At 63.0% G+C, this 11851-nt stretch carries 11 protein-coding genes and 1 pseudogene; 5 read left to right on the plus strand and 7 right to left on the minus strand.

The genetic code is table 11. The features are described from left to right. The first annotated feature begins 30 nt into the window (after positions 1 to 30). Positions 31 to 957 (plus strand): LysR family transcriptional regulator, encoded by a 927-nt coding sequence (locus EN859_RS01260; RefSeq protein WP_127852029.1) that lies wholly within the window; start codon positions 31 to 33, stop codon positions 955 to 957. Positions 958 to 978: 21 nt separating this feature from the next. Here the strand turns inward: EN859_RS01260 and EN859_RS01265 are convergent. Further along, a pseudogene (locus EN859_RS01265) lies at positions 979 to 1146 on the minus strand (elongation factor Ts); the annotation flags it as partial. Positions 1147 to 1687: 541 nt separating this feature from the next. Between EN859_RS01265 and EN859_RS01270 the strand changes: the two are divergent. The 4 genes from EN859_RS01270 to EN859_RS01285 are packed head-to-tail and all read left to right on the plus strand — an operon-like array spanning position 1688 to position 6352. Further along, positions 1688 to 2596: a hypothetical protein gene (locus EN859_RS01270; protein WP_127852030.1), complete on the plus strand. Its 909-nt coding sequence runs from the start codon at positions 1688 to 1690 to the stop codon at positions 2594 to 2596. A 16-nt stretch (positions 2597 to 2612) separates the two neighbouring features. Continuing rightward, on the plus strand, positions 2613 to 4175 hold the full coding sequence (locus tag EN859_RS01275; protein ID WP_127852031.1) for an MBOAT family O-acyltransferase: 1563 nt from the start codon (positions 2613 to 2615) through the stop codon (positions 4173 to 4175). A gap of 15 nt (positions 4176 to 4190) precedes the next feature. After that, positions 4191 to 4445 (plus strand): phosphopantetheine-binding protein, encoded by a 255-nt coding sequence (locus tag EN859_RS01280; protein ID WP_189501617.1) that lies wholly within the window; start codon positions 4191 to 4193, stop codon positions 4443 to 4445. Positions 4446 to 4447: 2 nt separating this feature from the next. Continuing rightward, positions 4448 to 6352, plus strand: coding sequence for an HAD-IIIC family phosphatase (locus tag EN859_RS01285; protein WP_245525437.1), 1905 nt, complete (start codon positions 4448 to 4450; stop codon positions 6350 to 6352). A gap of 232 nt (positions 6353 to 6584) precedes the next feature. Here EN859_RS01285 and tsf read toward each other — a convergent pair whose 3' ends face one another. From tsf to EN859_RS01315, 6 genes are all read right to left on the minus strand, one after another. Then, on the minus strand, positions 6585 to 7508 hold the full coding sequence (tsf, locus tag EN859_RS01290) for a translation elongation factor Ts (protein WP_127852033.1): 924 nt from the start codon (positions 7506 to 7508) through the stop codon (positions 6585 to 6587). Positions 7509 to 7628: 120 nt separating this feature from the next. Further along, positions 7629 to 8411 (minus strand): 30S ribosomal protein S2, encoded by a 783-nt coding sequence (gene rpsB / locus EN859_RS01295; RefSeq protein ID WP_127852034.1) that lies wholly within the window; start codon positions 8409 to 8411, stop codon positions 7629 to 7631. A gap of 177 nt (positions 8412 to 8588) precedes the next feature. Then, positions 8589 to 9200: a LysE family translocator gene (locus tag EN859_RS01300; protein ID WP_127852035.1), complete on the minus strand. Its 612-nt coding sequence runs from the start codon at positions 9198 to 9200 to the stop codon at positions 8589 to 8591. After that, on the minus strand, positions 9197 to 9475 hold the full coding sequence (locus EN859_RS01305; RefSeq protein ID WP_127852036.1) for a DUF4031 domain-containing protein: 279 nt from the start codon (positions 9473 to 9475) through the stop codon (positions 9197 to 9199). Before EN859_RS01305 ends, EN859_RS01300 begins: the two co-directional genes overlap by 4 nt. An 84-nt stretch (positions 9476 to 9559) precedes the next feature. After that, positions 9560 to 10858 (minus strand): hypothetical protein, encoded by a 1299-nt coding sequence (locus EN859_RS01310; protein WP_127852037.1) that lies wholly within the window; start codon positions 10856 to 10858, stop codon positions 9560 to 9562. 120 nt (positions 10859 to 10978) lie between these two features. After that, positions 10979 to 11806, minus strand: a complete 828-nt coding sequence (locus tag EN859_RS01315; protein ID WP_127852038.1) for a cell envelope integrity EipB family protein — start codon at positions 11804 to 11806, stop codon at positions 10979 to 10981. Between the last annotated feature and the right edge of the window lie 45 nt (positions 11807 to 11851).

Consider the following 11851-nt stretch of genomic DNA (forward strand, 5'->3'; position numbering starts at 1 on the left):
TTTGCATGGACTATGCGATATTACTCATGAATGGATCGCGACCTGCTCAGCCACCTACCGGTCGTCGTCGCCGTTGCCCGGCGCGGCGGTTTTGCGCTGGCCGCGGCCGAACTCGGCATGAGCCCATCGGCGGTCAGCCATGCGGTGCGACTGGTCGAGGAGCGGATCGGTCAACCCCTGTTCGCGCGCACGACGCGCAGCGTCTCGCTGACGGAAGCCGGCAAGGCACTGGTGGAGACGGCGGCCCCTGCCCTGCAGGACATTGCCGAGCGGATGGACCGCATCCGCGGGATCCGTGGCCGCCCGGCTGGCCTGCTCAGGATCAACGTCTCCCACATCGCGATCCCTATGGCGGTGACGCCTGTAGTGGCGGCAATGGCTGAACGCTATCCCGACGTGACTGTCGAGCTGTTCGCCGATCAGGGGCTCGTCGATATAGTCGGGGAAGGTTTCGACGCCGGCATCAGGCTGGGCGAAATGATCGCGCGGGACATGGTCGCGGTCCGGCTTACGCCAGCGTTCAGCGTCATGATCGTCGCTTCACCCGCCTATATCGGGCGCAATGGCCGCCCTGCCAGCGTGGCCGATCTCGCAAACCACAACTGTATCGGCTACCGGCTCGTGCGCAGCGGAGCACTCTATCGCTGGGACCTACGGGAGGACGGCAAGGACGTCGTCGTCGAGACGGGCGGGACGGCCATCGTCACGGATTCGCTCGCAGCAATCGATCTCGCGCTCGCCGGAGTGGGACTTGCCTATGTGTTCGAGCCGCTGGCGCGCGCCCATGTCGCCGCCGGCCGCCTCGTGCAGGTTCTGCCGCAATCGGCGATCGAGGAGCCCGGACTGTTCCTCTATTTCCCCAGACGGTCCGCGATGGCGCCGAAGCTTCGGGCCTTCATCGACACCGCACAAGAAATCGGCCGGGCATCCTCGCGGACACCCGGCCGAGCTGCCTGAGCAGAGAAGCCCCGTTGCGGGCTATTTCTTGACCGCCGCGGCGACTTCCGCCGCGAAGTCGGTCTCTTCCTTCTCGATGCCCACGACCATCTTCTCGATGATCGCTTCCGGCTTGCCGGACTGGCGCGCCTGGTCGGCGAAGATCGCCTTCTCGTGCTCGACCGCAGCAGGGTCGAGTTGTTCGGTGGTCCGCCGCTCCGGCGCGTCGGCTTGACGTTGGACATGCTACATCGCCTGCGCTGCGGTGACGGCGATGGCCGCCGGTGCCGCCTATCCTCTCGCTCTCGTAGCCTTCTATTAGAGCCTGCTGCGACAGTCGCGGCCTGCTCCCGGCAACCAGGGATTTGCACGCGGAGGACCGCCCCGTGACCGTGCACGACATCGAATTTCAAGTTAGCCGGTGACAAAAAAGAATGCAGCAGGCTAGCCGCCTCAACGCCGTATGCGCGTCGTCCGCTGACGCCGGAACACGCGCGTGTTTGATAAGGAACTAGAGATCCGTATTGGGGAAAAACCTGTCGTCACGATCAATTCGTCAACGGGTACCTTCCATGGGTGATGACCACGTACCGATCTATTCCGGCAGGTAGTGACGAAACATTGTCGCGCCCTTCGGTTTGAGTCGCCTGGCATGCTGATGAGACAGCTTTCGATTCTGCGGTGGTCGGCCGCTCAGGCGCGTCGGCTTGACAGTTGGACATGCTACATCGCCTGCGCTGCGGTGACGGCGATGGCCGCCGGTGCCGCCTATCTTCTCGCTCTCGTGGCCTTAGAGAGGGGCGGTTGGCTACCACCACCAGCGTTCACCAACAACCTCTGTGCCGATGCGAAGCTCGCTTTTCTGCGCGATCACCCACCGAAAGCGCCGACGGAGCTCATCCTCGGATCGTCGGCCGCCTGGCGTGGTATCGCGAGCGAGGAAATCGTCCGACGGCATCCGACCGCCAGGCCGCTCAACGGTAGCTTCTGCGGGCTGCAGGTCAATCAGACCGCGTTCGTCGCCGACTATCTGCTGCGCCGGTACCCGAGTGTGCAGAGCGTTCTACTCCTGCTCAGCCCGATCGACATGGACACGTGCAGCGGCACCGATGCGCGCTTGTTCGACAGGCGCGACGTCGATGCCTATTTGGCAAGCAAAGGTCCGGTCTGGAGCTATTACTTCCGCTATTTCGATCCTGTCTCGCTGGTCCGCAACGCGAGCCTCGTCAAGGCCGCGCGCGAAGACAGGCTCCCCTTCTATTCGCTGATCTTCACGCCCTACGGCGACGGTCCGCAGACCACCGATGCCAGCCGCAAGCTCGACATCGGACTCTTCGACACCATCGATCCGGCCTGCGTGCCGTCGCTGCGGAGACTGGCGCGGACGATCGCCGATGGTGGGCGGCGGCTGACCGTGGCGTCCCTCCCGCTGCTATCGGCCGGGGTCGAGCGCTCCGACCCGACGGGTGCGATCCACGACCACATGGTGCGAGAGGTCAAGAGCGCCGTCGTCGGAACGAACGCCGTTTTCTGGGACGGCGAGCGCTTCGCGCAGGTGGACCCCGGCGACTTCGTCGATCCCATCCATCTGCGCTGGACGGGTGCTCGACGCTTCACGAGACAGCTCGTCGCAGCCACCGGCTTCGGTGCTGTGAAGTGATGGCGGAATAACCGACATGCTGTTCAACTCCGCCATCTTCCTTCTTGGCCTGTTGCCGATTGCTCTAGCCGGGTTTTTTGCCCTTGGGCTCGCGGGTCGGCGCAAGCTCGCGATCGTCTGGCTTACGCTTATCTCGCTAGTCTTCTATGGTTGGTGGAACGTGGCTTACGTGCCGCTGCTGCTGGCCTCCATTGTCGTCAACTATGCGGTCGGCGCCATACTCACGCGGCGGAAGGTGAAGAGCCTCCTGATCGCCGGCATCACTCTCAACCTGCTTCTCCTCGGCTACTACAAATATGCCGGTTTTCTTGTGGTCACGGTCAGCGACGTGCTCGATCTGGGCCTCCCCGTTCCGACGATCCTCCTTCCCTTGGCGATCTCGTTTTTCACGTTTCAACAGATTGCGTATCTTGCCGATGCGTACGAGGACGTTGCGGCGGAGCGTAGCTTTGCCAATTACTGCCTGTTCATCACTTTCTTTCCGCACCTGATTGCCGGGCCCATCACGCATCACAAGGAGATGATGCCGCAGTTCGACGACGCGCGGATTTTCAAGCCGCAACCGCAGATGTTGGCACTCGGCGGCACGGTCTTTGTCGTCGGCCTCTTCAAGAAGGTGATCATCGCCGACACCATCGCCTTGTGGGCAAACCCGGTATTCGCCGCCGCCGGCAAGGGCGACGCATTGCAGATGTTCGAGGCCTGGGGCGGCGCGCTCTCGTATATGCTGCAGATCTATTTCGACTTTTCCGGATACTCGGACATGGCGATCGGCCTCGGTATGCTGTTCGGCATCCGTTTGCCGTTCAACTTCAATTCGCCGCTCAAGGCGCGCAACATCATCGACTTCTGGTCGCGTTGGCACATGACCTTGACTCGATTCGTGACCGCCTACATCTACAATCCCTTGAGTTTGAGCCTGACACGCCGCTGGCTCGCGAGCGGCACTCCGGGCCTGCGGCGCGGCAAGACCAGCCCTGCTGCCTTCGCCGTTCTTCTCGCCCTGCCGACGATCCTGGCGATGGTGATCATTGGCTTGTGGCATGGCGCCGGCTGGCAGTTCGCCGCCTTCGGCCTAGTGCACGGGCTCTTTCTCACCATCAACCATGGCTGGCGGATGCTCAAGATGCGCTGGCAGTGGCGCGTCGACAGCGACCGGCCGATCCACTTCGTCCCGTCGGTTCTGATGACGATGGGTTGCGTCATGGTCGGGCTCGTGTTCTTCCGTTCTCCGGACCTCGCGACGGCGTTTCACCTCTTGCGCTGCATGGCCGGCTTCAACGGGCTCGGCTTCCACTCCTCGGAACTCCTGGATTGGGACACGGTGCAGCTACAGCTCCTGCTGTTGACGATCGTCTGGTTCCTGCCGAACGTCCAGGAATGGTTGCGCCGCTACGAGACCGGTCTCGGACAGGTAGACCCGGCGACGTGGCTCGATCGCAAGTTGCGCCTGGACAGTCGGATGTTTGCCTTGCAGCCGACGCCGGCGTTTGCCGTCGTCACCGGCCTGATCGGTTTTCTGGCGGTCACGCGGACGCTGTCGGCCGCACCCACCATGTTCCTCTATTTTCAATTCTAAGGGGCTATCGACACGGTGGACGAGATCTATGAGCGGTTGGAGCCGATCTTCCGGGAACTCTTCGACGACGACGACCTGATCGTCACCCCGCAGCACACGGCGAAGGATGTCGAAGGATGGGACAGTATGATGAACGTGCAGCTCATGCTGAGCATCGAGCGGGCGTTCAAGGTGCACTTCTCGGCCAGCCAGATCGCCTCCTTGGGCAGTGTTGGTGAGCTCGCTGCGCTGATCCAACGCATGCTTGATCAAGCTGCACCCGGGAGCTGAACGTGAGTTGCGACCTTTTTCTAGACCTCGCTTGGCTGCCGAGGCCACCAGCCGAGTTCAAGGACATGTGCCGTCGCCTCACGGGTAGCGCGTCCGGTGCTGCGATCCAGCTCCTCGCGTCGTTCGCCCTCGATGCGACCCAGTCGACGCGCCTGGCCCGCATCATCCGTGCGCTGCAGGAGCCGGGCCGGCCGCTGCCACCGTTGACGCCGATGAAGCTCGGCGTCCTCGCCAACGGCACGATCGATCTCGTGATACCTGCCCTCGTCGCCGGTGCCGCCCGGCACGGGATCCTGCTGGAGTGTGTCACCGCCGATTACGGGCTGTTCGCCCAGGAAGCGCTCGACCCCCGTTCCAGGGTCAGGACGGCACGGTGCGATGCCGTGCTGCTCGCCCTCGACTATCGCGCCTTTCCCTTCGCGCCCTCGCCTGGGGATGCAACGGCCGCGGCCACCAATGTCGAGGAGGCGATCGCCTTCCTAAACCGGATCCGCGAGGGAATCGCCGCCTGCGGGGCGGTCTGCATCCTGCAGACCTTGGCACCGCCGGCCGAGGCGCTGTTCGGCAGCATGGATCGCTCCCTGCCCGGCGCGCTGCGCCATCTCATCGAAGGGTTCAACCGCCGTCTTACAGCAGGGCTCGAAGGCACGGCCGACGTGCTGCTCGACGTCGCCGCCATCGCCGAAACCGTCGGTCTCGCCCACTGGCATTCGCCGAGCCAATGGAATCTCGCGAAGTTGCCCTTCGCCGACAGTTGCGTTCCGCTCTATGCCGACCATGTCGGACGGCTCTTGGGGGCGATGCGGGGCAAGGCCCGCCGCTGCCTCGTCCTCGACCTCGACAATACGCTCTGGGGCGGCGTCATCGGCGACGACGGCCTGCACGGGATCATGCTCGCCGAGGGCGACGCCGTAGGCGAGGCGTATCGAAGCGTGCAGCGCCTGGCACTCGCCTTGCGCGAGCGCGGCATCGTACTCGCCATATCGTCCAAGAATACCGAGGAGGTGGCGAGGCGCGTCTTTCGCGAGCACCCGGAAATGCTGATCCGTGAGGAGCAGATCACCGTCTTCCAGGCGAATTGGGACGACAAGGCGACGAACATCAAGGCGATTGCCGGCGCCCTCTCGCTCGGGCTCGACTCGATGGTGTTCCTGGATGACAATCCGGTCGAGCGGGGGCTAGTGCGGCAGATCCTGCCCCAAGTGGCGGTGCCCGAACTGCCTCATGATCCGGCCTTGTACGCACGCACGCTGGCGGCCGCGGGATATTTCGAAGCAACGGCCTTCTCGGACGAAGACCGCAGGCGCGTCGCGTACTATGAGCGCAATGCGCGTCGTGTGGCGCTGCAGGAGCGGGCGGGCGATATCGATTCCTATCTCACCTCGCTCGATATGGAGATCACCTTCAGACCGTTCGATCTCACCGGCCGGTCGCGGATAGCCCAGTTGATCAACAAGTCCAATCAGTTCAATCTGACCACCCGGCGCTATACGGAGGCCGACGTGGCGGCGGTCGCGCGCGATCCGACATGCGCGACGCTCCAGGTCCGTCTCGCCGACAGGTTCGGCGACAACGGCATGATCAGCGTGATCATTTGCCGTACGCTGCCGGGCTCGACCTGGGAGATCGATACCTGGTTGATGAGCTGCCGGGTGCTGGGACGACGGGTCGAGCAAATGGTGCTGCGCGAGATCCTGCAGCAAGCGCGCGAGGCCGGGATCAGTAAGGTCGTCGGTGTCTACCGGCCGACGGACCGCAACGCCATGGTGCGCGACCACTATGCGAAGCTGGGCTTCACGCAGATCGAGGACGACGGCACTAGCCGGTGGATGCTCGATACGGCGACGGAGATCGAGCCTGCGCCGATGCGGGTTCATCGGACGTCGCCGGCAGACCTCCATGCTTGAAGGGCATTGCACTCACCATGGTGCCCAAAGGCTGCGATGAGGACGATTTCAAATTCTCGATGGAGTGGCGGCCATGGCGCCGAAGCTCAGGGCCTTCATCGACACCGCACAAGAAATCGGCCGGGCATCTTGCGGACACCCGGCCGAGCTGCCTGAGCAGAGAAGCCCGTTTTGTTTTTTGCAATTCCCAGGGAAAACCGCGGCGCACTTTTCCTGGAATTGCCCCAGGGGGCTATTTCTTGACTGCGGCGGCGACTTCCGCCGCGAAGTCGCTCTCTTCCTTCTCGATACCCTCGCCGAGCGCGAAGCGCAGGTAGGCCGATATCTTGGCCGGCGCGCCGATCTCCTTCTCGGCATCCTTCAGTGCCTTCTCGACGGTGATGTCAGGATTGAGCACGAACGCCTGCTTGAGCAGCACGACCTCTTCGTAGAATTTGCGCAGACGGCCCTCGACCATCTTCTCGATGATCGCTTCCGGCTTGCCGGACTGACGCGCCTGGTCGGCGAAGATCGCCTTCTCGCGCTCGACCGCAGCTGGGTCGAGCTGTTCGGTGGTTAGCGCCATTGGGTTGGTGGCGGCGACATGCATGGCGACCTGACGGGCGAAGGCGTTAGCGACTTGCGCATTGCCGGTGGTTTCGATCGCAACCAGCACGCCGAGCTTGCCGAGACCGTCGGCAACGGCATTGTGGACGTAGGTGGCGACAGCGCCGTGCTCGACGGTGAGCTTGGCCGAGCGGCGGAAGCCCAGATTCTCGCCGATGGTGCCGACGGCGTCCTTGATGGTCTCGGCGACCGACTTGTCAGAACCCGGATACGGGGCCGCAGCGACGATCTCGGTCTTGCCGCCATAGGCGAGTGCGACCTTGGCGACGTTGGCGACGATCTCCTGAAAGGCAGCGTTGCGGGCGACAAAGTCGGTCTCGGAATTGACCTCGACGATCGCTGCCTCGCGGACGCCGGAATCGACGCCGATCAGGCCCTCGGCCGCAGTGCGGCCGGCCTTCTTGTCGGCCTTGGAGATGCCCTTCTTGCGCAGCCAGTCGACGGCCTCTTCCATGTTGCCGTTGGTCTCGTTCAACGCCGCCTTGCAATCCATCATGCCCGCGCCGGTCAAGTCGCGGAGTTCTTTGACCTGTGCAGCCGAAATGCTCATTGTCGCCTCTTTGTTTAAATGCACCGACGCACCATCGATTCTCGATGATGCGCCCGGCGTCGGTAGCGCTTAGCGCGCCAAGATATTGGAAAGATGAAGGCCGACTGTCGGCCTTCGTTATTATGCTTCCGGGGTCTCGGCCGCCGGGGTCGGATCGAGCACCGGCTCGACTGGAGCCTCGACCGCAGCGCCGATGTCGACGCCGAGCGCGCCCTGCTGGCGAGCGATGCCGTCGATCGCAGCCTTGGCGATCAGATCGCAATAGAGCTGGATGGCGCGGGCCGCGTCGTCATTGCCCGGGATCGGGAAGTCGATCTTGTCCGGGTCGCAGTTGGAATCGATGATGGCGACGACCGGGATGCCAAGACGCTTGGCCTCGAGGATGGCGATCGCTTCCTTGTTGGTGTCGATGACGAACATCAGGTCGGGCGTCGAGCCCATGTCCTTGATGCCACCCAGTGCCTTGTCGAGCTTCTCACGCTCGCGATCGAGGTTGAGGCGCTCCTTCTTGGTGAGGCCCTGGGCCTCGCCGGCCAGCATCTCGTCGAGTTTGCGCAGGCGCTGGATGGAATTCGAGATCGTCTTCCAGTTGGTCAGCATGCCGCCGAGCCAGCGGGAGTTGACATAGTACTGAGCCGAACGCTGTGCGGCATCGGCGACGATGTCGGACGCCTGGCGCTTGGTGCCGACGAACAGCACGCGGCCGCCCTTGGCGACGGTGTCGGAAACCTGCTTCAGCGCCTGGTGCAGCAGCGGCACCGTTTGGCTGAGGTCGATGATGTGGATGTTGTTGCGGGCGCCATAGATGTAAGGCGCCATCTTCGGGTTCCAGCGGTGGGTCTGGTGGCCGAAGTGAATGCCAGCTTCCAAAAGCTGGCGCATGCTGAAATCAGGCAGAGCCATTCTTAGTTCCTTTCCGGTTAGCCTCCACGGACACAGGCATTTTTGGACTCTTGTCCTCAAACGCCACCGGAGGTTTCAGCCGGATTTCTCCCGGGCAGACACCAAAGTCCGTGTGTGGAATGAGCGCGCATATAGAGGGGATGCGCGACAAACGCAAGCGCTGTGGCGGCTCGTCGCTCAGCGTGCGGCGATCAGCGCACCGGTGCCGATCATCGCGCCGCCGGCAAACCTGTTCATCAGGCGCCTGCGCTTCGGCGTCCTGAACCAGCCCGAGGCCCGTCCGGAAAGTGCTGCATAGACGCCCATGGTGACGATATTGACGCTGATCACCACCGCAACCACGAGCAGCCCGTCGGCGAAGGTCATCGTGTCGAGGTCGAGGATCAGCGGCATGATGGAGGCGTGGAACAGGATTGCCTTGGGGTTGCCCAGCGCGATCGAGGCGCCCAGCAAAAATGACCGGGATAGCCTCGGCTGCACCGCCTGCAGCCCATTGGATTGCGCGGCAGCCGACCGCCACATCCTGATGCCGAGATAGACCAGATATGCGGCACCTGCATATTTCAGGGCGAGAAAAACCCATTCGAAGGTCTGTGCCAACGCGACGAGACCGAGCAGCGCCAAGGTGACCAGCACCGCGTCGCCGGCGGCGACGCCGACACCGGCGATGAAGGCGCGAACGAAGCCGCGCGAGACGCCGTTGGTGATGACCGCAAACATCGCCGGGCCGGGCGTGGCGGCGGCAAGCGTGATCGCGGCGCAGTAGGCCAGAAATGCCGTCAATGTCATGGCCGTATCTTCCCTTTCGGTACCCGGACGCGCCGGAAAATCGCGACGATCTCCTCGCGGCTGCATTCGATCGCGCCGAGCCGCACGGCGCGGTCGCGTTCGAAGCCGGTTATGTCATAGTGCGGCGCCGATGTCTTGGGCGGTCCCTGATAGGACGAGCGCTTGATGCCGAGTTGTGCTGCAAAACGATGCAACTCGTCGGCGTCGTCGGCCATCAGATGACACCAGCGGTGGCCGACCCATTTCCAGATCGCCGCGTCGACATAGACCGCCATGAAGCTTGCAGCACTCCTTCACCCATCTTGCGCCGATGAACGAGGCGCAGCCGGCTACGTGGCCGGGAGCCGAGGTCCCCGGGGTCAGCGATGATAGAAGGGATTCGGATAGAAAATGAAGCCGCCCCCGGCCTCGAGCTCGGCAACGGTTCTGGTCACAGCCTCCTGCATGCGAAATTGCAATGCAGCAAGCGCGTCGTCGATCGAGCCTTCATAGGCATGCAACCCCAGCGGTTCCGGCACGCGGATATGAGCGCGGCGCGGCCCGGTCGACTGCGGCACGAAGCGGTTGATGGTGTCGCGCAGCGTGCCCTTGCAGTAATCGTTGCGGATACGCTTCAAATGCTCGGCGATCTCCTCCTGCGTGATGCGCGCATTGGCCCAGGCCCACGGCCCGAGGCGCAGAAGACGCTGGATCGTGTTCGCCAGCGTCCGGACCTGCTTCTGGCTTTCGGCGTCGCCGACGTTTTCCCGCAGCCAGCGGCGCGACCGGCGCAGAAGCTCGGTGATGTCGATGGCGTCGCAATCGACCGAAACACGCTCCCCCAGGCGCCGCTTCAATTCGAGCAACAGGTCCTTCTGGCGCGCCGCATACAAAGCACACTCGCTAGGTACCAATCCGTAGGCAGCCTCGTCGCGTGACAGCAGCGTTGCATAGATGTGATGGACACGTTCTGGCAGTGAAGCGGCGATGTTGCGTTCGATCTTCAGGTTTTTCTCGACATAGGTGCATTCCTTTGCCAGCGCCGGCTCGACGTTCCCGGTGAACGCGAGCTTCCAGACAACCGGTGCGACCCAGGCCTTGAAATCCCGATCCGTCGCGCGGCCGCGCTTCAGCGCCTCAAGCCCCATCTCGACGGCACCCGGGAGCAGCGGACCGACAACATTGGCATGCCAGCCGACGCCACCTTCGGGATGCAGGAGCACACCGTGCCCTTTGAGCGCCCAGATGACCGAATGTTCCTTTGCCCCCGCGCTGTTGCCGGGAATTTGGGCGATCAGGTTGTTGGCCAGCCAGAATTTCTGCATCATCCGGCCAAGGCCGTTGACGACGCCATGCGTGGCCCAGGAGGCGGCCAGCGGGCTCACCTGCGAGACGATCTCCTTGTCGATCATCCAGTCGGTAAAGAACTCCGGATGGTTGGGCGTGATGAAAGTTGCCTGCCCCTCACCACAACAGGCCTTCAGCCGTTGCCGGTCGTCGTCGGGAAAGTCGATATGGCGGACATTGGCGACGCCGCGCAATCCGGCCAGGCGGTTGAACGGCAACAGGTCGCGAAACCCGGGAATGCCGCGCAGCATGACGATCCGGTTGACGAATGTCATGGCCTTGATCAGCGCCGGCTTGGGCCGCGGCGCCACGAACACATCGATCCTGCTCAACCTGCTCCCCCCAAGCCGAATGGCGCCGAGGCAAGTTGAGAGGCAATTGCGGCGTGTTCAAGTCCGCGTATGACCCCGATGGGAATCGATCGCGGTTAACTCAAACCGAACTCGGGATCACTATTTCGACGGGCAAGGCTTCGACTGGTCGAACAACGACAGATTGACCAGCTTGCCGGTCATCGAGAAGTCGCCATAGTCCATCATTAGGTCGCGGGTGATGCCGTTCTCATGCAGTTTGAAGCTGATCCGGTATTCCGGCACCTCCTCGCCGTTTTTGTCGGTATCGTCGAAATAGGCGATGTCGACCGGCCAGTACTTGTCGGTCGCCAGTTTTGCCAGCGCCGGTGCCTCCGGGTCGGACGTGTCGGCATCGCTCTTCTTGCCGACGACGACGGTGGTGGTCATCACCTTGTTGGCGTCTTCCGAGCCGTCGAAGAGATTGGTTTCGTAAAAGCTCTCGCCCTTTTCGGCCTTGCCGATCAGCTCGGCCAGATGCTGGGTCGGGAACTGGGTAGCGGCCAGTTCGAGGCTGTTCTTCTCGGGCTTGTCGATGTCGACCTTGAGCTTGTTGGCCTCCTTCGTCGCGGTGCCCTTGACCTCCTTGTCGAGGTTCTGGTCGACGAAGGATTTCGTCACGAACGAGAAGGTCTTGCCTTCGGCGTCCTCGAAAGTGGTCGTCTGCTGATCGGTCAGCCTGGTGTTGTCATTGGTAACGATCTGGGTGACGAAGCGGAATTTCACCGTGTAGCCTTCGCAGGGCGAGCCGTTGAACTCGTAGACCATGCGGCCGGAGATGCCTGTTATACCGGAGCGATCCGACGCCTTGTCCAGGGTAAGGTCATAGACGGCGCGATGCGCCTGCAGCGCCGGCACGGCAAAAGCCGGCGCGATCGAGAAGACCGCTGGCAGCAGGGCGGCGTAGAATGCAGGGCGCGTAGCGCGCATGTGGTGCTCCGATCATCGCGGCTGATGGCAGGCCGCAGGGAAAGA

Source organism: Mesorhizobium sp. M00.F.Ca.ET.216.01.1.1 (assembly GCF_004010325.2).
In the GTDB taxonomy this organism is placed as follows: domain Bacteria; phylum Pseudomonadota; class Alphaproteobacteria; order Rhizobiales; family Rhizobiaceae; genus Mesorhizobium.

Coding starts and splice junctions, on each gene's coding strand:
- EN859_RS01315 (WP_127852038.1), bottom strand. CDS start 11,806: ATGCGCGCTACGCGCCCTGCATTCTACGCCGCCCTGCTGCCAGCGGTC.
- EN859_RS01300 (WP_127852035.1), bottom strand. CDS start 9,200: ATGACATTGACGGCATTTCTGGCCTACTGCGCCGCGATCACGCTTGCC.
- EN859_RS01275 (WP_127852031.1), top strand. CDS start 2,613: ATGCTGTTCAACTCCGCCATCTTCCTTCTTGGCCTGTTGCCGATTGCT.
- tsf (WP_127852033.1), bottom strand. CDS start 7,508: ATGAGCATTTCGGCTGCACAGGTCAAAGAACTCCGCGACTTGACCGGC.
- EN859_RS01305 (WP_127852036.1), bottom strand. CDS start 9,475: ATGGCGGTCTATGTCGACGCGGCGATCTGGAAATGGGTCGGCCACCGC.
- EN859_RS01260 (WP_127852029.1), top strand. CDS start 31: ATGGATCGCGACCTGCTCAGCCACCTACCGGTCGTCGTCGCCGTTGCC.
- EN859_RS01270 (WP_127852030.1), top strand. CDS start 1,688: ATGGCCGCCGGTGCCGCCTATCTTCTCGCTCTCGTGGCCTTAGAGAGG.
- rpsB (WP_127852034.1), bottom strand. CDS start 8,411: ATGGCTCTGCCTGATTTCAGCATGCGCCAGCTTTTGGAAGCTGGCATT.